The organism is Sphaerisporangium cinnabarinum, from assembly GCF_055567015.1.
This window is the reverse complement of the sequence record NZ_JBVHRG010000011.1, coordinates 140,371-158,861: the sequence shown is the minus strand read 5'-3', so window position 1 is coordinate 158,861 and position 18,491 is coordinate 140,371. Positions and strand designations below refer to the sequence as shown.

Below are 18,491 nucleotides of genomic sequence, written 5' to 3'. Positions count from 1 at the left end.
GCGTCCACGGCAATACGCCCCGGGAACGCACGGACGGCCCGGTCCCCCTGAGGGGACCGGGCCGTCCGAGGAAGCGGGCCGCCGGTGCGGCCGACGCCGTCAGGCGCGCTTGCGGTTGGTGAACCAGGACCAGATGAACACCACGATGATGGAGCCGATGAGCGCGAAGCCCCACGTGCCGAGGTCGAAGAACTCCTCGTTGACGTCGGTGCCGAACACCGCCGAGGCGATGAACCCGCCGAGCAGGGCGCCCACGATGCCCAGCAGCAGGGTGACGATCCAGCCGCCCTTCTGCTTGCCCGGCACGATCGCGCGGGCGATGGCACCCATGATGAGGCCGATGAGGATCCAGCCGATGATGCCCATGTCACGTCTCCGTTTCCCGTAGGGACAGATCCGGCCAAAAGGACTCTTGCCCCGAATGACCTGGCACCACCGTGGCACGGGTGCCCGGTTCTCGCACGCCGACGGCGGTCTGCGGGCCGCACGGCCCCGCCGGTACCGCGCCGCGCGCGGTCTCGTAGGCTCGGAGGGTGGTGACGACCGAGGCGACGAGCGCACGCGTCGACAGCTGGCTCTGGGCCGTCCGCGTGTTCAAGAGCCGCTCGCAGGCGACGGCCGCCGTGAAGGCCGGGCACGTGCGCGTCAACGGCGAGCGCGCGAAGCCCGCGACGAGCGTGAAGGTGAAGGACCGCGTCGTCGTGCGGGGCGGTCCCGTGGAGCGGATCCTCGTCGTCGAGAAGGTGCTCGTGAAGCGGGTGTCCGCCACCCTCGCCGCGCAGGCGGTCGACGACCAGAGCCCGCCCCCGCCGCCCCGCGAGCTCACCGTGCGCGTCGCCGTCCGCGAGCGCGGCGCAGGCCGTCCCACGAAGCGCGAGCGCCGCGACCTCGACCGGCTGCGGGGCCGGGGCTGACCCCCGGGCGCCTCTGACCCGGGACCGCGCCCGTCGCGCGCGACGGCCGGCGGTCGCGCGCGTGCACGCGTCCGCCGGCCGTCGGCAGTACTGTCGGGATGGCTGTCGGGATGGCTCCCGGGATCAGTGCGTCAGCAGGCCCCGAGGTCCTTCCAGACGCCCCACTGGCCGCTCTGCGACGGGTTCTCGCCCGTCGTCCACCACTTGGCCTGGTAGTTGCGACCGGAGTACGAGACGTTCGCGCCGCCGACGTACGCGGCGCTCGCCGACCACGCCGGGGCCGAGCACGTGCCGGGGTTGCCCGGGTTCCCGGGGTTCCCCGGGTTGCCCGGGTCGGTCCCGCCGCTGCCGATCTTCAGGTCGACGCAGTTGTAGAACGCGTTGACCGTGTTCGACACGTTCCAGCGCGCGAGGATCGTGTGGTTGCCCTCGGGCAGGCCCGTCAGGGTGTGGGAGATGTTGCTGGGCGGCTGCGCGCCGTTCTGGTTGAACGTCTTGAACAGCACGCCGTCGACGAAGTACTCCCACGTGCTCGTGTTGTGCGCCGCGGTGAGCTTCCACTGGAACGTGACCGACGTGCCGGTCTGCGTGCGCGGCCAGGGCTTGCTCGCGTCGTCGAGGATGCTGAAGCCGCTGCCGCCCGAACACTGCATCGAGCCCTTGGGCGCCTCGACGGACTGGGGCTCGTACTTGATCGAGCCGCAGTCGAAGGACGTCGTGCCCCTCGCGCAGTGGTCCTGCCGGCTCGGCGGCGACGTGATCCAGCCGTGCGCGCTCGCGCTGGGCGCGACGGCCACGGGCGCGATGATCGCGACCGCGCCGACGACGGCTGCCAGGAGTACCGCTCTCAGTCTTCGCATGAGATGTCTCGCTCTCCATCCGGTGGTGCGTGGGTCCTGCGGCGCGCTTCCTCGCGGGCCGCTTCTCGGATCGGGCACCTCGACGCTACGAAACGGGCGGAGAGCCGGACAATTGGGCAAAGCCCGTACGTGCTTCCGCGTACGCGCGCCTGGCGCGCCCTCGTCGCCGGGTCGGCGACGCACGACGGCGGGTGGCCTCGCCCGTCGGACGAGACCACCCGCCGTCGCGGGGTTCAGCAGGTCAGCAGGCGCCGATCAGCTTCCACGGGCCCCATGCCTCGGAGCCGGGGACGTTGTTCTGCGTCCACCACTTCGCCTCGTACACGTTGCCCGCGTACGAGACCTTCGCGCCGCCCGTGTAGGTCGACGTCGCGGCCCACGCGGGGTCCGCGCAGGTGCCCGGCGTGCCGCCGCCGGGGGTGCCGCCCTCACCAGGCGTGCCGCCGCCGGGGGTGCCCCCGCCGGGGTTGGTGCCGTCGGCCGTGACGGTCAGATCGACGCAGTTGTAGAACGCGTTGACCGTGTTCGACACGTTCCAGCGCGCGAGGATCGTGTGGTTGCCGAGCGGCAGGCCCTTGAGGGTGTGCGAGATGTTCTTGGGGGGCTGGACGCCGCCGCCGTCGAACGTCGCGAAGAGCTGGCCGTCGACGAAGTACTCCCACACGCTCGTGGCGTGGTTCGCCGTGAGGTTCCACTGGAACGTCACGTCGCGGCCCGTGGTCGTGCGGGGCCAGGGCTTGCTCGCGTCGTCGAGGATCGCGTAGCCGCTGCCGCCGGAGCACTTCATCGAGCCCTTGGGGGCCTCGACGGACTGCGGCTCGTACTTGATGGAACCGCAGTCGAAGGACGTGGTGCCCTTCGCGCAGTTGTCCTGCCGGCTGGGGGGAGAGGTGATCCAGCCGTGCGCCGAGGCGCTGGGGGCGATCGCGATCGGGGCGATGATCGCGGTCGCGCCCACGACGGCGGCGAGGAGCGCCGCGCGGAGTCGCTTCATCGGGGGACTCGCTTCCTGTGTCGGGGGAGGGCCGACGTCGTGCGGAGCCCGCACCGTCGACCGTGACGAGGGGACCGTATGCAGGTGGAGGACGAGGCTCCAACGCCTACGCAGGGCCGCTCCGGAGTACGGGATGTCCCGTACGCGACGTCCTGCGGAGGGCGTCTTCGTGCGGCTCGACCGGGGTCCAGAACCCTCCCGCGAGGTGCCCGGGGCATCCGTCCGGCGGGTGAAGAGTGTGGGGACTACGTAGGGCGCCGGGGCACCGGACGTGACGGTGGCCCGAAGCTGGACGAGCGTCCGAGAGCGCGGGCGTCGGGCTGCCCGTCAGGCGGGCGCGTCCTCCTCGCGCAGGCGCGGCTCGGTGCGCAGCGCGGGCCGGAGGCCCGACTTGTCGGCGTAGAACGCGCGCACGACGTCCATGTCGGCGCGCACGTCGCCGGTGAGGTCGATCGTCGGGCCGAGGCCCGTCGTCATCGTGGTGCGGTCCACGTAGCCGAGCGTGACCGGCAGGTGCGCCTCGCGCGCGATCCGGTAGAACCCCGACTTCCAGTACGACCCGGCGCCGCGCGTGCCCTCGGGCGTGACGACGAGCGAGAACACCTCGCCCGCCCGGAGGCGGCCGACGACGTCGTTCACCACCCGGCTCGGGTCGCGCCGGTCCACGGGGATGCCGCCCAGCGCGCGCATGAGCGGACCCGCGGGGCCGGCGAAGAGCGTGTGCTTGCCCAGCCAGCGCACGTGGATGCCCGTGCTCCAGGCGATCGCGAGCATGAGCACGAAGTCCCAGTTCGACGTGTGCGGGGCTCCGACGAGGAGGGTGGGCCGGCTCGTGTCGTACGGCTGCGAGCGCAGCCTCCACCGGCTGGTCGCCCAGAAGGCGCGGGCGAGGGCTCGGCGGATCACGACGACACGCTACAGGGTGGGAGACGCGCGGCGGCCGCCGTCGACAACCGCAGACGGCGCGGTTAGTCTCCGGCGGGTAGGAAACTTCCCGCCCTACCTGCTCGGACCGGACATGTCCGCTCGACCACCCACTGCTCGACGGAGACCAGATGGACACCACTCCCGCCGGAACCCCCGCCCTCCTGCGCACCCTCAACGCGCGCGCCGTGCTCGACGTGCTCGGCACCGGAGCGCAGGTCGCGCGCCCCGACGTCGTCGCGGCGACCGGTCTGTCGAAGACGACCGTCGCGCAGACCCTGCGCGCGCTCGAGGCGACGGGCGTCGTCACGGAGGCGGGACTCGACCGGGACCGTCGGGGCCCGGCCGCGACGCTGTACCGGGTCGACCCGGACTACGCGTTCGGGCTGGGGATCGACGTCGCGCGCGACCGCGTGCGGGTCGCGCTCGTCGACGTCACGGGAGCGGTCCGCGCCCGCGCCGAGCGGCGCGACGTCCGGCCGACCCCGACGGCGCGCGCCCGCGCCGCGGCCGAGCTCGCGCGTGCGTGCATCACCGACGTCGAGGCCCGGCTGCCCGAGGGAGCGAGCGTCGAGGTGACGCGCGCCGTCGCGGCCGTGCCGTCGATCATCAGCCCGGACCACGCGACGATCCGCCGGGTGCCGGGCTTCGAGAAGGGCGGCACGGACCTCCACGACGCCCTCGTCGACGCGCTCGGCTGCCCGGTGACGCTCGAGAACGACCTCAACCTCGCGGCGATCGCGGAGCAGCGCGACGGCGTCGCCGCCGGCGTCCGGACGTTCGTCGTGCTGGGGCTCGGCGACGGGTTCGGCGCCGGCCTCGTCCTCGACGGCCGTCTGCACCGCGGCGCGGCGGGCGGTGCCGGCGAGGTGTCGTTCCTCCCGCACCCCGGCCGGTCGCTCGGCTCGGAGACGCTCGGGGCGTCGTCGATCGCGGCGATCGCCAAGGAGAACGGCCTCCCGGACGACATCGCGGTCAAGGACATCGTGGACCGCGCAGCGCAGGGCGACGGCGCGTCCGGCGACGTGCTGGACGAGGTCGCGGAGCGCATCGGCGTCGTGGCGGCGGCCGTCGCGCTCGTCGTCGAGCCGGAGCTCTTCGTCCTCACCAACCACGCCGCGCGCCCCCCGATCGCCGAGCGCGTGCAGCGGTTCCTCGGCGAGAAGCTGGCCGTGCTGCCCGTGCGGGTCGTCCCGTCGGAGCTCACGAGCGACGCCGTCGTCGTGGGCGCGGCCCGGTCCGCGAGCGACGCCCTGCGCGACGAGGTGTTCCGCGCCGCCGCGGCCCACTCCGCACCGGGCGAGAGCGGCGAGGCCGACGACGAGCACGCGGAGGCCGCGTCGTGACGACGCCCGCGGCGGGCGGGCCGCCGTCGGACCTGGTGTCCCGGCTGGGCCTCGCGGGCGACGCGCGCGCCGTGATCCTCAACGCCGACGACTACGGCATGTGCCGGGCGGCGAACCGCGCGATCTCCGAGCTGCTCCTCGCGGGGCACCTCGACTCCGCGACCGTCATGGTGCCGTGCGGCTGGGCGCCGGACGCGCTCGCGTTCGCCGCGGCGCACCCCGTCGACGTCGGCGTCCACCTCGTGCTCACGAGCGAGTGGACGCGCTACCGGTGGCGGCCCCTCACGGGGGCGGGGACCTCGCTCGTCGACGCCGCGGGGTACTTCCCGCGCGACGTCCGCACCGTCGAGCAGCGGGCGCGCGCCGAGGACGTCGCGGCCGAGCTCGCGGCGCAGCTCGACGCGGCGCTCGCCGCCGGGGTCGACGTCTCGCACCTCGACAACCACATGGGCTCGGTCTACGGGCTCGAGACGGGGCGCTCGTTCCTGCCGCAGGTGTTCGAGCTCGCGGCCCGGCACGGGCTGCCGTTCCGCCTGCCGCGCACGACCGACGGGATGCTCCTGCCGCCCGGCGACTTCCAGCCGCTCCTCGACGAGGCGACCGCGGCGGCCGACGCGCTCGGGGTCGTGCTCGTCGACCGCCTGTGGACGCACCCGTTCGAGCTCGCCGGCGAGGGCACGGACGACGCGGAGGGCTACGAGGACGTCCGTGACGGCTTCCTCGACCTGCTGCGCCGCGTGCCGCCCGGCGTCACCGAGATCTACCTGCACCCCATGCTCGACGACGACGAGCTCGGCGACGTCGCCGACTACGCCGCGCCGAAGCGCGGGTTCGAGCGCCGCCTCCTCGCCGACCCGGCGGTCGCGGCCGTGGTGGCCGAGGAAGGCCTCGTCCGCGTCGGCTGGCGCGACCTGCGCGCGGTCCAGCGGGGCGAGCGATGAGCGCGCCGGCCGGGACGCCGTCGGGCACGGCGCCGAGCGGAGGGGCGCCGACCGGAGGGCTGCTGGCCCGCGTGCGGGACCGCCGCCTGGTGGGCGCGGCCACGCGTGCGCAGACCGTCGCCTACGGCGCGTCCGCGTTCCCCGCGAACCTGCTGCTCCAGACGTTCTCCGCGTTCGTCGTCTACTTCTACGTCGACCACCTCGGCGTGCCCGCCGGCTGGGTCGCGGGCGCCATGGTCGCGCACGGCATCCTCAACGCGGTGCTCAACCCGCTCGTCGGCGCGGCCTCCGACCGGCGCCGTACCCGCTGGGGCCGCCGCGTGCCGTGGATCGGGCTCGGCGTCGTGCCGCTCGTCGTCGCGTTCGCGCTCGTGTGGGTGCCGCCCGCGCTGAGCCCCACCGGGCTCGTCGTGTGGTTCCTCGTCGTCGTCGCCGTGTACGACGTCGCGTACGTCGTCGTCGTGCTCAACGTCTCCGCGCTGTTCCCCGAGATCTTCCGCACGACGGCGGAGCGCGCCCGCGGGAACGCGCCGCGCCAGATCTTCGGCCTCGTCGGCATGATCCTCGGCACCGCCGGCGCCCCGCTGCTGTACGGGACGCTCGGGTGGACGTGGATGGCGCTGCTGCTCGCCGTCGTGAGCCTCGGGTTCTTCGCGTGGTCCCTCGCCGGCATGGTCGAGCGTCCCGTCGACGTCGCGGCGGTGCGCGAGCGCGAGGCCGCCGTCGGGCTCGGCGCCCAGCTGCGCTACACGTTCGCGAACCGTGCGTTCGTCACCTACGTGCTCGGGTCGCTGCTGCTCCAGAGCACCACCGCGATCGTGCTCGCCGCCGTGCCGTTCTACGTGCGCTACGTGCTCGGCGGGGCGGAGGCCGACGCGACGTTCCTCCTCGCGCCGATCTTCGTCGCGGCCATCCCGGCGATCGTCGGGTGGTCGTGGGTCGTGCGCCGCATCGGCCCGCGCTCCACGATGCTGTGGGTCGTCGCCGTGTACGGGCTCGCGACGTGCCTCTACCTCGTGCCGACCACCGTGCTCGGCGCCGCGCTCGCGGGCCTGGCCGTCGGCGTGGGCGTGGCCGGGCTCATGCAGGTGCTCGAGGTCGCGCTCGCGCAGGTCATCGACGACGACGAGCGTCGTACCGGTCTGCGCCGCGAGGGCATGTACTTCGGCGCGAACGGGTTCGTCGTGCGCGGGTCCGTGATCGTGCAGGCCGTCCTCGTCGCGGCCGTGCTCTCCGCGAGCGGGTACGTCGAGGGCACGGGCGACGTCGTGCAGCCGGACGGCGTCGCGACGGGCGTGCGCCTCCTGCTCGGCGGCGTCCCCGTCCTCATCGCCGCCCTGGCGTTCGTGTGCTTCTGGTTCTACCCCCTGCGAGGCCGGGACCCCGAGGGCACCGACGCCGCCCTCGCCGACGCCGACGCGTCACCCACCGCCGCGGACCCCCTCCCGAGGTAGCCCCCCGCCCCGCGAGGTAGAGCCCCGGTCGGCCGAGGTAGAGCCCCGGTCACGCGAGGTAGAGCCGTAGTCGCGCGAGGTAGAGCCTCGGTCACGCGAGGTAGAGCCGTGGTTGCGCGCGAGGCGCACCACGGCTCTACCTCGGCGGACCCTGGCTCTACCTCGGCGGGCCCTGCCTCTACCTGGGCGGGGTGGTGGTGCCGCGGAGGGTGTGCTCGGCGACGGTGCACGGGTCGGTGCCGGCGTCGATGTCGCGGAGGTCGCACGCGACGCGGCGCATGAGGGTGCGGAAGGTGCCGCGCTCGTCGGGCGCGAGCATGTCGAGGAGCTGCTCCTCGGCGTCGTGCACGGCGGCGGCCCACCCCGCGAGACGACGGCGGCCCTCGGGCGTCGCGACGACGCGGCGGGCGCGGCGGTCGGCGGGGTTCTGCTGCCGCTCGACGAGGCCGGACGCGACGAGGTCGTCGACGAGGTACGTCATGACGGTGCGGTCGATGCCGTGGTGCTCGGCGAGCGCGAGCTGCGTGGGGTGGTCGCCCTGCGCGACGGTCACGAGGACCTGGTAGCCGCGCGTGCCGTGCGGGACGTCGTCGAGCGCCTGCTCGACGGTCGCGCGGTAGGCGCGCAGCAGGACGCCGAGGTGCCAGCCGAGGTCCTCGAGGCGGCCGGGGAGCTCGGCCGGGCCGGTGGGTGCGGCGGTCGTCGCGCTCGTGCTCATCCGCTCAGGGTACCGCGGGAATGCGGTTGCACCACCTATCTGTTCTCGATATGTTCTGCTCAACAACGTATCTTGAGATCGCGAGGAGCCATGCCCGACTACGGCCACGACCTGCGCTTCGGGTCCTTCGTCACGCCCACCGCCGCAGCGCCGCAGCAGGCGGTCGCGCTCGCGCAGCTGTCCGAGGAGGTCGGCCTGGACCTCGTGACCTTCCAGGACCACCCGTACCAGGCGGCGTTCCTCGACACCTGGACCCTGCTGTCGTGGGTCGCGGCGCGCACCGAGCGCATCCGCCTCGCGGGCAACGTGCTCAACCTGCCGCTGCGCCCGCCGGCCGTGCTCGCGCGCGCCGTCGCGAGCCTCGACCGGCTGTCGGGCGGGCGCGTCGAGCTCGGCCTCGGCGCGGGCGGGTTCTGGGACCCGATCGTCGCGATGGGCGGCGAGCGACTCACGCCGGGGCAGTCCGTCGACGCGCTCTCCGAGGGCATCGACGTCATCCGCGGGCTGTGGGACACGTCCACGCGCGAGCGCCTGGACGTGGGCGGGGCGTACCACCACGTCGACGGCGCCAAGCGGGGTCCCGCCCCCGCGCACGACGTCGAGATCTGGGTCGGGGCGCTCAAGCCCCGCATGCTGCGCGTCGTCGGTGCGCAGGCCGACGGCTGGCTCCCGTCGCTCGCGTACCTGCAGAGCTTCGAGGCGCTCGCGCAGGGCAACGCGACGATCGACGCCGCCGCGCAGGAGGCGGGCCGCGATCCGCGCGCGGTGCGTCGGCTCCTCAACGTCGGCGGGCGGTTCACCGCCGACGGCGGCGCCGGGTTCCTCCAGGGGTCGCCGCGGCAGTGGGCCGAGCAGGTCGCGGAGGTGGCGCTCGAGCACGGCGTGTCCACGTGGATCATCGGCGGCGACGACCCGACGACGCTCGCCGTCGTGGGCCAGGAGGTCGCGCCCGCGGCGCGCGAGCTCGTCGCCGCGGCCCGCGGCACGACCGGCGGCGCGGCACCGGTCGGACCGACCGACGGCGGGGCCCGCGCATGACCGACTACGGCCACCCGCTCCGGTTCGGCACGTTCGTCACGCCGTCGGCGCAGGACCCGGAGGCGACGGTCGGGCTCGCGCGCCTCGCGGAGGACGCCGGCTACGACCTCGTGACCTTCCAGGACCACCCGTACCAGCCGCGCTTCCTCGACACGTGGACGCTGCTGTCGTACGTCGCGTCCGCGACGGAGCGCATCCACGTCGCGCCCGACGTCGTCAACGTCCCGATGCGTCCGCCCGCCGTCCTGGCGCGCGCGGCGGCGAGCCTGGACCTGCTCTCCGACGGTCGCGTCGAGCTCGCCCTCGGAGCGGGGGCCTTCTGGGACGCCATGGCGGCGATGGGCACGCGCCGGCTCACGCCGGGGGATTCCGTCGACGCGCTCGCCGAGGCCATCGAGGTGATCCGCGCGATCTGGGGCGAGGACGGCGACGGCGAGCTGTTCGTGCCGGGTCGGCACCACCGGCTCGACGGCGCGACGCCCGGTCCGGGCACCACGCGCCGCATCCCCCTGTGGCTGGGCGCGCTCGGCCCCCGGATGCTGCGCCTCGTGGGAGAGAAGGCCGACGGCTGGCTCCCGTCGCTGGGCCGCGTGGGCCTCGACGGGCTGCGCGCGGGCAACGCGCGCATCGACGAGGCGGCGGCCGCCGTCGGGCGCGACCCGCGCGAGGTGACGCGGCTGCTCAACGTGTCGGGCACGTTCGAGGCGGACGCCGGAGCGTCCGGCCTCGGGGGCGCCCCCGACCTCTCCGGGCCGCCCGCGGCCTGGGTCGAGCGGCTCCTGCCGCTCGTCCTCGACGAGGGCGTCTCCACGCTGATCCTCGCGACCGACGACGAGCGCACCACCCGCCGGTTCGCGGACGAGGTCGCGCCCGCCCTGCGCGACGCCGTCGACGCCGCGCGCGCGGAGCGGGGCACCGACACGTCGCGCGTCGTGCCGCTCGCCGTGCGGGCCGCGCGTCGCGACGGGATCGCGTACGACGACGTCCCCGCCTCGCTCGCGGAGCGCGCCGTCGAGCCGGGCGACGCCACGTACGCGGGGGTGCGCTCGAACTACCTGCGCGGCGGCTCGCCGGGCCTCGTGCTGCGCCCGCGCGACACCGCGGAGGTCGTCGAGGCGCTCGCGTTCGCGCGCGCCCAGCCGGTGACGCGCCGGGTGCCGCTGTCCGTCCGCTCGGGCGGGCACGGCATCAGCGGGCGCTCCACGAACGACGGCGGCATCGTCCTCGACCTCGCCGCCCTCGACCACGTGGAGGTGCTCGACGACGCCGCGCGCCTCGTGCGCGTCGGTCCGGGCGCGCGCTGGGGCGGGGTCGCCGCGGCGCTCGCGCCGCGCGGCTGGGCGATCACGTCGGGCGACTCCGGCGGTGTCGGGGTGGGCGGTCTCGCGACGGCGGGCGGCATCGGCTTCCTCGGCCGGGCGCACGGCCTGACGATCGACCACGTGCGCGCGGTCGAGGTCGTCCTCGCGGACGGCTCGGTCGTGCGCGCGAGCGACGACGAGAACGCGGACCTGTTCTGGGCCGTGCGCGGCGCCGGGGCGCAGGTCGGGATCGTCACGTCGTTCGAGCTCGTCGCGGACGAGGTGTCCGCGGTGGGGTTCGCGCAGATGGTGCACGACGCGTCGGACCTCGCCGGGTTCCTCGAGCGCTGGGGCGCCACGGTGGAGGCCTCGCCGCGGGACACGACGAGCTTCCTCGTCGTCGGGCGGCCGCGGCCCGGGCAGCCCGTCGTCGCGCAGTCGATGACGATGGTCGACTCGGACGACCCGGACACCGTCCTCGCGCGGCTCCAGCCGTTCGCGGCGATCTCCCCGCTGCTCGCCCGGGCGACGGCGCAGATCGTGCCGTACGACGCCGTCGTCTCCGCGCCCCCGCCCGGCCCGCACGGCGGGCAGGGCGAGCCCGTGTCGCGGTCCGGGCTGCTGGAGCACCTCACGCCGGAGGCGTCGGCACGGCTCGCGGGCCTCGTCGCCAGCGGGGACACGTACTTCTTCCAGATCCGCTCGACGGGCGGTGCGGCGTCGGACGTCCCCGCCGACGCGACGGCGTACGCGCACCGATCCGCGAACTTCTCGGTCGTCGCGATGGGGGCGAGCCGGTCCCGTCTCGACGCGCGGTGGGACGCGCTCGCCGACCTGTTCGACGGCACGTACCTCAGCTTCGACACCGACCTGCGCACCGAGCGGGTGACGGACGCGTTCCCGCCCGCGACCCTGGAGCGGCTGCGCGAGGTCAAGCGCCGCGTGGACCCGACGAACGTCTTCCGCGACAACCTGCCCGTCCTCGGGCCGCACCCGACGGACGAGCCGACGGGCGCCGTCGTCCCGCCGAGGTAGAGCCCCGGTCCGCCGAGGTCGAGGCGTGGTCACGACCACGCCTCTACCTCGCGCTACCGGGGCTCTACCTCGCGCTGTCGGGGTGCCGCCTCGGGGGTGGCGGGGGTGCGTGCCCGACGGCGCACGGTGAGCACCGCGTGGACGGCGAGGCCCGCGAGCACGGCCCAGAACGCGGCGCCGATGCCCGCGACGACCGTCCCGCTCGCGGCGACGAGGAACGTCACGACGGCCGCCTCACGGCCCCGTGGCTCGGCGACCGCGCCCGCGACGGCGGCGCCGAGCGTCCCGACGAGCGCGAGGCCGGCGGCCGCCTCGACGAGCCCGGCGGGCGCGGCCGCGACCAGCGCGGCGAGCCCGGCCGAGCCGACGGCGAGCACCAGGTAGGCCCATCCCGCGGTGTGCGCGGCGACCCATCGCCGTCGGGGGTCGGGGTGCGCCTCGGGGCCCGCCGCGAGCGCGGCGGAGATCGCCGCGAGGTTGATCGCGTGCCCGCCCGCAGCGGCGCCCGCGAGGGTCGCGAGGCCGGTGACGGTCATGGTCTCGCGCCACGGCACGCGGTAGCCGAACGAGGCCATGACCGCGACGCCCGGGACGTTCTGCGACGCCATCGTCACGACGTAGAGCGGCACGGCGAGCCCGACGACCGCCTGCCACGACAGCGTCGGGGCGGTGAGGTCGAGGCGGGGGACGGCGTCGGCCCAGGCGACGCTGCCGCTCCCCACGGCCTCGTACCCGACGATCGCGAGCGTGACCGCGAGCGCCGCCGGCGCGGCCCAGCGCGGCGCGACCCGCAGCAGCACGAGCCACGTGAGCACGACGGGCGCGACGAGCAGCGGCGTCGTGACGAACGTGCGGACGGGCGCGAGGCACAGCGTGAGCAGGACGCCCGCGAGCATCGCCTGGGCGATCGGGGTGGGGATCGCGGCGACGAGGTCGCCGAGCCGCGGCCAGAGCGCGGTGAGCAGCACGAGTCCGCCGACGACGCAGAACGCGCCCACCGCGGCGGGCCAGCCGCCCGCGACCGCGCCCGTGCTGACGAGCAGCGCGGCCCCGGGCGTGGACCAGGCGAGGGTGAGCGGGGTGCGGTGGCGCGTCGTCAGGAAGAGGATGCCGACGGCCTGCGTCACGCACAGGGCGAGCAGCCCGGACGCGGCCTGGTCGGGCGTGGCGCCGACGGCGCGCAGGCCCGCGAGCACGACGGCGAACGAGCTCGTGAAGCCGACGAGGGCCGTGACGAGCCCGGCGAGGACGGGGCGCAGGCGCTCCGGGTCGGGTTCCATGCTGCTCCAGCGGACGTGCCGAGCCGTTCTGTTTGCGGAACGTTACCAGAGCGGCCCGCGACGCTGCCGGTAGGCTGCCGCGCGTGAGCGACGGGGGAGCGCGGGCGAGCACGGGGGCGAGCGCAGGGTCGGACGACGGCCCGGGCGGTGGCGCCCCCGCGCCGTCGGACCGCCGCGGGGACGAGACCCTCGCCGCGGTCGCCGCCCAGATCCGGGCGCTGCGGGCCGAGCGCAGGCTGTCGCTGTCGGCGCTCGCGGCGGCGGCGGGCGTCGGCAAGGGCTCGCTCTCCGAGATCGAGCACGGCGCGCGCAACCCCACGCTCGCGACGCTCTACGCGCTCGCCGGGGCGCTCGGCGTCCCGCTCGCGACGCTCCTCGCCGAGCGGCCGGGCTCGGAGGTGTCGTCCGAGGGCGTCCGGGCCCGCCTCCTCGACGCCCACCACCTGCCCGACGGCACGGCCGTCGAGGTCTACCACCTGCACCTCGCGGCGTCCGCGGACCGCACGTCGCCGCCGCACGGGCCGGGCGTCGTCGAGCACCTGCTCGTGACTTCCGGCCGCGTGCGCGCGGGCCGTCGTGGTGCCGAGGCCGTGGTGACCGTGGGGGACGGGCTGCGCTGGGTGTCGGACGCCGAGCACTCCTACCGTGCGCTCGACGGCGCGCCCGTGGACGCGGTGCTCGTCATCCGCACCCCGCCGCGCGGCGGACGGTCCGCTACCGCAGGCCGGCCCTCGGCGCCCACGCGCCGGACGTGAACCCCGACGGCGCACCCGGCGACCACGGCGCCGGCGGCGGCTGCGGAGCCCGCACCAGGAACGCCTGGCGCGCCGTGAGCATGAGCTGCAGCAGCGCGCGCCGCTGCCCCTCGACGCGCCACGCCTCGACCGCGCCGCGCTCGACCCGGTCGTGGAGCAGCGCGAGCTCCGTCGCGGCCTGCTGGTAGTCGCGCATCGCGTGCGCGGCCCCCGCGCCACCGGTGCGACGCGCCCAGTCGCGCGCCTGACGGCGAGCGGCGAGCGTCGAGAGCATCGCGAGGTCGGCGGGCGTCACGAGGCCCGTCGGCACGTACGGGACGAGCTGGCGTCGGATCGTCGCGACCGTGCGGCGTCGGTCCCGGACGAGCAGGACGACCAGCGTGACCAGCACCCCGAGCCCGGCGAGGTACGCGACCCCGAGCGCGAGCGGGCCGAAGCCGGTCGAGGCGTTCCACAGCATGTGCAGGGCGATGGCCGCGGCGAGACCACCGAGCGGCGCGAGCACACGGCGCGGCCCGGGCGGGCTCGTGGCCGCGCTCGCGACGCCGAGGCCCGTGAGCGCCGTGCACAGCGGGTGCAGCAGGGGGGTGACGATCGCGCGCAGCACGAACGTCGGGCCGAGCGTGCCGTCCTGCGCGGCCATGATGAAGTACGTGACGTTCTCGACCGCCGCGAACCCGAGGGCGACCATCGCGGCGTAGATCACGCCGTCGGTCCAGCCGTCGATCTCGTGGCGCCGGAACCAGAGCATCCCGAACAGCACCGCGCCCTTGAGGATCTCCTCGACGAACGGCGCGCCGAACGACGCCACGACGTACCAGCCGACCTCCTCGCCGAACAGCGGCGCGGTGAGCAGCTCGAGGCCGAGCGTGTTGAGGATCCCCGCGACGAGCGTCGCGATCCCCGCGCCCCAGAGGAACGCGACGACGAGCGCGCTCGGCGGCTCGGGCTCCAGGCGGTCGAGCGCGAGCACGACGGGCACCCAGATGCCCAGCGGCACGAGCGCGAGCAGCAGCCCGACCGTGAACGTGCCCACCCCGGACAGCGCCGCGAGCACGAGGCCCACGAGCAGGCACAGGCTCGCGACGGCGATCGTCACGATGGCGCCGACGCGCGCGCGGCCCGGCGGCCGGCCCTCGAGCACGGCGCGCGGGTCGAGCGGGACGGCGGCACCCGCCGGGCCCAGCGGGTGCGGCGGCTGCTGGGGCGGGGGGACGGCCGGGCCGTGCGGCGGGAAGGTCACGGGCGGTAAGGCTACGCACCCGGCGGGCGGCGCGGGAAGGCGTCCGCCCGGCGCGCCGCGCGACGCGGCGCGCTCGGAGGCGTCGCCGGGGACGCCGTGGCGGACGACGCCCGCCGGCCCGCGGTGGTGGGGCCCGCCGGGAGAAGTGGGGCTACGCGGCGACGTCGTACCCGGAGCGGAGGCCGCCCCGGCGGCGGACGGTCGCGTCGTCGGGCACGATCTCGTCCGGCGGGACGACGGCGCCGGCCTCCACGAGCACCCGGCGCCCGACGCGCGCGCCGCTGCCCACGCGGGCGCGGTCGCCGACGCGTGCCTCGGGGGCGATGCGGACGTTGTCGCCGACGCGGACGTCGCGGCCGAGGACGACGTCCCGGTCGATCCAGGTCCCGTCGCCGAGCCGGCAGCCGTGACCCACCACGGCGCCCTTCTCGACGTAGGTGCCCCACCCGACGGGCACGGACTCGGGGACGCGGGCGTGCGGCGACACGAAGCCGCCGCCGGTGTGACGGTCGTAGTGCATGATCTCGCCGAAGTCGTTCTCGACCTGGACGCGGCGTGCGAGGCGGGCCACCTGACCTCCTCAAGGTCTGTCGACAGTGGTACTGATGACATAACGACGACGGGGCGCCCAGGATTCCAACGCCGCCGCCCCGCCGAGGTAGGGCCTTGGCTTCGCGGGGTAGAGCCGTGGTCCCGCGGGGTAGAGCCGTGGTCCCGCGAGGTAGAGCCCGGGTCGCCGGGCCGACGGCGGGGGTCGCCCCGCCTTTCGTGTTCTCGCAGGCGAGAACCGCCCGGGCGACCTCCCGCGGCGGCGCCACGGTCGCCGGGCGCGGACCGACCGCCGTCGTGCCGAGCAGGTGGATCGGGTGCGTCCTGGCCGACGGACGCGCCGGAACCGCCTGCTCGCGCTGCCCGGATGACCTGGTCGGCCCACCCCCGGTCCCGACGGGCGACCTGGCCGCCCCGGGTGCCCGGCCGACGTCGGGCACGGCCAGCCTGGATGCTGCGGCGAGCCCGCGGCGTCGGGTGTGACCACGGCTCTACCGCGGAACTAGGGCTCTACCTCGGCCGACCAGGGCTCTACCCCGTGGGACCACGGATCTACCTCGGCGGGACCTCGCCTCTACCTCGGCCGACCAGGGCTCTACCTCGCGGGACCACGGCTCTCCCGCGCGATGGCGGCGCCGTCCTGCGGGCCGATGGGTCAGACGGCGCGGGTGGTGCCGCGGACGACGAGGGTCGTGGGGAGGCGGACGTGCGGCTCGCGCGTCCGGCCCTCGACGAGGTCGACGATGAGCCGCAGGGCCTCGGTGCCCATGCGGTGGATGGGCTGGTCGACGGTCGTCAGGGGCGGGGTGGTGAGCGCGGACTCGGGCACGTTGTCGAAGCCGATGACGGAGACGTCGTCGGGCACGCGGAGGCCGAGCTCGGCGGCGACCTCCATGGTGCGGATCGCGGACAGGTCGTTGGCGGCGAAGATCGCGGTGGGACGCTCGGGGAGCGAGAGGAGCTCGTGCGCGGGGGAGTCCGCGAGGTCGGGGCGGTAGCCGCCGACGCGCACGAGGTCGGGGTCGAAGGCGATGCCCGCGTCGGCGAGCGCCTCGCGGTACCCCTGCTCGCGCAGGCGCGCTGACTCGAGGTCGGGGCGGCCGGCGAGGAAGCCGATGCGGCGGTGGCCGAGGTCGAGGAGGTGCTGCGTCGCGGTGCGGCCGCCGGCGAGGTTGTCGGAGTCGACGGTCGGGGGGTCGGACGGGCCGCGGTGCGGGTCGACGGCGACGACGGGGATCGAGCTGCCGGGCGCGACGACGGTGGGCGTGACGAGGATGGCGCCGTCGATGAGGGTGCCACCGAGGCGGGACAGGGAGCGCTGCTCCCAGCCGACGCGGTCGTCGCGGCGCAGCCCGCCGGAGTAGGCGAGGAGCTCGTACCCGGTCCCGTCGACGGCCTCGGAGATGCCCTTGAGGAGCTCGGTCGAGAACGGCTCGAACTCGGCGACGAGGATCCCGATGACGTTGGTCCTGCTGCTCCGCAGGCTCCTCGCGACGATCGACGACTCGTACCCGAGGTCGTCGATGACCGCCTGGACGTGGCGGGAGGTCTCGGGCGCGACGCCGTAGCGACCGTTGATCACCTTGGAGACGGTCGCGACGGAGACGCCGGCGGTGCGCGCGACGTCGCCGATCGTGACTCTTCCCGTGGAGCGCATGGGGATGACAGTAGCCCCTGGCGGGCGCCGTCGGAGGCCCGTGCCACGTCGTATGTAAAACGTTATCGATAACGATTGACACGACCGGGTCGCGGCTGCCAGAGTCGCTACCGGCGGCCCCACAGCGGTGGCGGCCCGGCGCGCTCGAGGCAGCGTGCGCCCCGGTGCGACTCGACGAAGAGGACGGAACGATGAAGGCTCGAAAGCTCCTGACGGCGACCGCCGTCGCCCTGGCGGGCACGCTCGTGCTCACGGCCTGCGGAGGCGGAGGCGACTCCGGCTCGGACGACGGCTCGGTCTCGATGACCTTCTGGCACAACTCCACGACCGGTGAGGGCAAGGCCTACTGGGAGGAGACGGTCGCGGCGTTCGAGGAGGCGAACCCCGGCGTCACGATCGAGATCCAGGCCATCCAGAACGAGGACATGGACGGCAAGCTCCAGACGGCCCTCAACTCGGGCGACGCGCCCGACATCTTCATGGCGCGCGGCGGCGGCAAGCTGGCCGACGTCGTGGAGGCCGGCCAGGCGATGGACCTCACCGACGCGATCGACGACACCACGCGCGAGGCCGTGGGCGACGCGGCGCTCAGCGCCTTCACGGTCGACGGCAAGGTCTACGGGATGCCGGTCTCGATCCTGCCGGGCGGCGTCTACTACAGCGAGGACCTGTTCGAGCAGGCCGGCGTGACGGCGAACCCGACGACGGTCGACGAGCTCGAGGGCGTCGTCGACCAGCTCAAGACGGCGGGCGTCGCGCCGATCGCGCTGGGCGCGAAGGACGCGTGGCCGGCCGCCCACTGGTACTACTTCTTCGCCCTGCGCGAGTGCTCGCAGGACACCATCAACACGGCGGCGAGCGAGCGCAGCTTCGACGACCCGTGCTGGCTCAAGGCCGGCGAGGACCTCCAGGCCTTCGCCGAGACCGAGCCCTTCAACCAGGGCTTCCTCACGACCTCCGCGCAGCAGGGCGCGGGCTCGTCCGCGGGCCTCATCGCGAACCACCAGGCGGCCATGGAGCTCATGGGCGCGTGGAACCCCGGCGTCATCGCGTCGCTCACGCCGGACGAGAAGCCGCTCGCGGACCTGCAGTGGTTCCCGTTCCCGGCGGTCGAGGGCGGTGACGGCGAGCCCGGCGCCATGATGGGCGGCGTCGACGGCTTCTCCTGCTCGGCCCAGGCCCCCGCCGAGTGCGCGGAGTTCCTCAACTTCATCATGTCGAAGGAGTCGCAGGAGGCGTACGCCACCGCGTTCCACACCCTGCCCGCGAGCAAGGAGGCGCAGGGCGTCGTGACGGAGCCCGCGCTCGTCTCGATCCTCGAGGCCTACAACGAGGCGCCGTACGTCACCGTCTGGCTGGACACGCTGTTCGGGCAGAACGTCGGCAACGCGCTCAACACCTCCGTGGTCAACCTGCTCGCCGGCAAGGGCACGCCGCAGGACATCGTCGACACGACGAACGCCGCAGCGGCCAAGGAGTAGC

General features: G+C 74.9%; 17 protein-coding genes. 8 read left to right on the top strand and 9 right to left on the bottom strand.

Features of this window, described 5'->3' with window-relative positions; translation table 11 throughout:
- Nucleotides 1–99: 99 nt before the first annotated feature.
- Nucleotides 100–366, bottom strand: coding sequence for a GlsB/YeaQ/YmgE family stress response membrane protein (locus ACZ4MO_RS16215; RefSeq protein WP_009865881.1), 267 nt, complete (start codon nt 364–366; stop codon nt 100–102).
- A gap of 167 nt (nt 367–533) precedes the next feature.
- Between ACZ4MO_RS16215 and ACZ4MO_RS16210 the strand changes: the two genes are divergently transcribed.
- Nucleotides 534–914, top strand: a complete 381-nt coding sequence (locus ACZ4MO_RS16210; protein ID WP_499279230.1) for an RNA-binding S4 domain-containing protein — start codon at nt 534–536, stop codon at nt 912–914.
- A gap of 131 nt (nt 915–1,045) precedes the next feature.
- Here ACZ4MO_RS16210 and ACZ4MO_RS16205 read toward each other — a convergent pair whose 3' ends face one another.
- From ACZ4MO_RS16205 to ACZ4MO_RS16195, 3 genes are all read right to left on the bottom strand, one after another.
- Complete coding sequence (locus ACZ4MO_RS16205) at nt 1,046–1,774, bottom strand: lytic polysaccharide monooxygenase (protein ID WP_175009316.1); 729 nt, start codon at nt 1,772–1,774, stop codon at nt 1,046–1,048.
- 241 nt (nt 1,775–2,015) lie between these two features.
- On the bottom strand, nt 2,016–2,768 hold the full coding sequence (locus ACZ4MO_RS16200; RefSeq protein WP_128957721.1) for a lytic polysaccharide monooxygenase: 753 nt from the start codon (nt 2,766–2,768) through the stop codon (nt 2,016–2,018).
- Nucleotides 2,769–3,095: 327 nt separating this feature from the next.
- Nucleotides 3,096–3,674, bottom strand: coding sequence for a 1-acyl-sn-glycerol-3-phosphate acyltransferase (locus ACZ4MO_RS16195; protein WP_175009315.1), 579 nt, complete (start codon nt 3,672–3,674; stop codon nt 3,096–3,098).
- Between the two features lie 149 nt (nt 3,675–3,823).
- On the opposite strand from ACZ4MO_RS16195, the gene ACZ4MO_RS16190 reads away from it, so the two are divergent.
- The 3 genes from ACZ4MO_RS16190 to ACZ4MO_RS16180 are packed head-to-tail and all read left to right on the top strand — an operon-like array spanning nt 3,824 to nt 7,433.
- On the top strand, nt 3,824–5,038 hold the full coding sequence (locus ACZ4MO_RS16190) for an ROK family protein (RefSeq protein ID WP_175009314.1): 1,215 nt from the start codon (nt 3,824–3,826) through the stop codon (nt 5,036–5,038).
- The gene (locus tag ACZ4MO_RS16185; protein ID WP_255437286.1) at nt 5,035–5,979 is read left to right on the top strand and encodes a polysaccharide deacetylase family protein; all 945 of its coding nucleotides are present in this window, start codon (nt 5,035–5,037) and stop codon (nt 5,977–5,979) included. The genes ACZ4MO_RS16190 and ACZ4MO_RS16185 overlap by 4 nt, the downstream gene beginning before the upstream one ends.
- On the top strand, nt 5,976–7,433 hold the full coding sequence (locus ACZ4MO_RS16180) for an MFS transporter (protein ID WP_175009313.1): 1,458 nt from the start codon (nt 5,976–5,978) through the stop codon (nt 7,431–7,433). The genes ACZ4MO_RS16185 and ACZ4MO_RS16180 overlap by 4 nt, the downstream gene beginning before the upstream one ends.
- A 178-nt stretch (nt 7,434–7,611) precedes the next feature.
- Here the strand turns inward: ACZ4MO_RS16180 and ACZ4MO_RS16175 are convergent, their stop codons facing one another.
- A complete protein-coding gene (locus ACZ4MO_RS16175; RefSeq protein WP_175009312.1) occupies nt 7,612–8,151 on the bottom strand; it encodes a MarR family transcriptional regulator in 540 nt (179 codons plus the stop codon).
- 90 nt (nt 8,152–8,241) lie between these two features.
- Here ACZ4MO_RS16175 and ACZ4MO_RS16170 point away from each other — a divergent pair, with 90 nt between their 5' ends.
- Nucleotides 8,242–9,189: an LLM class flavin-dependent oxidoreductase gene (locus ACZ4MO_RS16170; RefSeq protein WP_175009311.1), complete on the top strand. Its 948-nt coding sequence runs from the start codon at nt 8,242–8,244 to the stop codon at nt 9,187–9,189.
- Nucleotides 9,186–11,525 carry an LLM class flavin-dependent oxidoreductase gene (locus tag ACZ4MO_RS16165; RefSeq protein ID WP_175009310.1) on the top strand — a complete coding sequence of 780 codons (2,340 nt, stop codon included), beginning with the start codon at nt 9,186–9,188 and terminating at the stop codon, nt 11,523–11,525. The genes ACZ4MO_RS16170 and ACZ4MO_RS16165 overlap by 4 nt, the downstream gene beginning before the upstream one ends.
- 53 nt (nt 11,526–11,578) lie before the next feature.
- Here ACZ4MO_RS16165 and ACZ4MO_RS16160 read toward each other — a convergent pair whose 3' ends face one another.
- Nucleotides 11,579–12,805 carry a benzoate/H(+) symporter BenE family transporter gene (locus ACZ4MO_RS16160; protein ID WP_175009309.1) on the bottom strand — a complete coding sequence of 409 codons (1,227 nt, stop codon included), beginning with the start codon at nt 12,803–12,805 and terminating at the stop codon, nt 11,579–11,581.
- A gap of 83 nt (nt 12,806–12,888) precedes the next feature.
- Between ACZ4MO_RS16160 and ACZ4MO_RS16155 the strand changes: the two genes are divergently transcribed.
- Nucleotides 12,889–13,560, top strand: coding sequence for a helix-turn-helix domain-containing protein (locus ACZ4MO_RS16155; RefSeq protein ID WP_175009308.1), 672 nt, complete (start codon nt 12,889–12,891; stop codon nt 13,558–13,560).
- On the opposite strand, the gene ACZ4MO_RS16150 is transcribed toward ACZ4MO_RS16155, so the two are convergent.
- The 3 genes from ACZ4MO_RS16150 to ACZ4MO_RS16140 all read right to left on the bottom strand — a co-directional run bounded on the left by ACZ4MO_RS16150 (nt 13,520) and on the right by ACZ4MO_RS16140 (nt 17,009).
- Nucleotides 13,520–14,803 (bottom strand): PrsW family intramembrane metalloprotease, encoded by a 1,284-nt coding sequence (locus tag ACZ4MO_RS16150; RefSeq protein WP_255437285.1) that lies wholly within the window; start codon nt 14,801–14,803, stop codon nt 13,520–13,522. The two genes, ACZ4MO_RS16155 and ACZ4MO_RS16150, sit on opposite strands and share 41 nt — an antisense overlap.
- A gap of 151 nt (nt 14,804–14,954) precedes the next feature.
- Nucleotides 14,955–15,374 (bottom strand): LbetaH domain-containing protein, encoded by a 420-nt coding sequence (locus ACZ4MO_RS16145; protein ID WP_034652356.1) that lies wholly within the window; start codon nt 15,372–15,374, stop codon nt 14,955–14,957.
- Between the two features lie 633 nt (nt 15,375–16,007).
- Nucleotides 16,008–17,009, bottom strand: a complete 1,002-nt coding sequence (locus ACZ4MO_RS16140) for a LacI family DNA-binding transcriptional regulator (RefSeq protein WP_074803276.1) — start codon at nt 17,007–17,009, stop codon at nt 16,008–16,010.
- Between the two features lie 191 nt (nt 17,010–17,200).
- Between ACZ4MO_RS16140 and ACZ4MO_RS16135 the strand changes: the two genes are divergently transcribed.
- Nucleotides 17,201–18,490, top strand: coding sequence for an extracellular solute-binding protein (locus ACZ4MO_RS16135; RefSeq protein WP_175009307.1), 1,290 nt, complete (start codon nt 17,201–17,203; stop codon nt 18,488–18,490).
- The last annotated feature ends 1 nt before the right edge of the window (nt 18,491 follow it).

What these genes read in the sequence shown, in the direction of transcription:
- ACZ4MO_RS16215 (WP_009865881.1), bottom strand. Translation starts at nt 366, where the DNA reads ATGGGCATCATCGGCTGGATCCTCATCGGCCTCATCATGGGTGCCATC.
- ACZ4MO_RS16205 (WP_175009316.1), bottom strand. Translation starts at nt 1,774, where the DNA reads ATGCGAAGACTGAGAGCGGTACTCCTGGCAGCCGTCGTCGGCGCGGTC.
- ACZ4MO_RS16200 (WP_128957721.1), bottom strand. Translation starts at nt 2,768, where the DNA reads ATGAAGCGACTCCGCGCGGCGCTCCTCGCCGCCGTCGTGGGCGCGACC.
- ACZ4MO_RS16190 (WP_175009314.1), top strand. Translation starts at nt 3,824, where the DNA reads ATGGACACCACTCCCGCCGGAACCCCCGCCCTCCTGCGCACCCTCAAC.
- ACZ4MO_RS16180 (WP_175009313.1), top strand. Translation starts at nt 5,976, where the DNA reads ATGAGCGCGCCGGCCGGGACGCCGTCGGGCACGGCGCCGAGCGGAGGG.
- ACZ4MO_RS16175 (WP_175009312.1), bottom strand. Translation starts at nt 8,151, where the DNA reads ATGAGCACGAGCGCGACGACCGCCGCACCCACCGGCCCGGCCGAGCTC.
- ACZ4MO_RS16170 (WP_175009311.1), top strand. Translation starts at nt 8,242, where the DNA reads ATGCCCGACTACGGCCACGACCTGCGCTTCGGGTCCTTCGTCACGCCC.
- ACZ4MO_RS16165 (WP_175009310.1), top strand. Translation starts at nt 9,186, where the DNA reads ATGACCGACTACGGCCACCCGCTCCGGTTCGGCACGTTCGTCACGCCG.
- ACZ4MO_RS16160 (WP_175009309.1), bottom strand. Translation starts at nt 12,805, where the DNA reads ATGGAACCCGACCCGGAGCGCCTGCGCCCCGTCCTCGCCGGGCTCGTC.
- ACZ4MO_RS16140 (WP_074803276.1), bottom strand. Translation starts at nt 17,009, where the DNA reads ATGCGCTCCACGGGAAGAGTCACGATCGGCGACGTCGCGCGCACCGCC.
- ACZ4MO_RS16135 (WP_175009307.1), top strand. Translation starts at nt 17,201, where the DNA reads ATGAAGGCTCGAAAGCTCCTGACGGCGACCGCCGTCGCCCTGGCGGGC.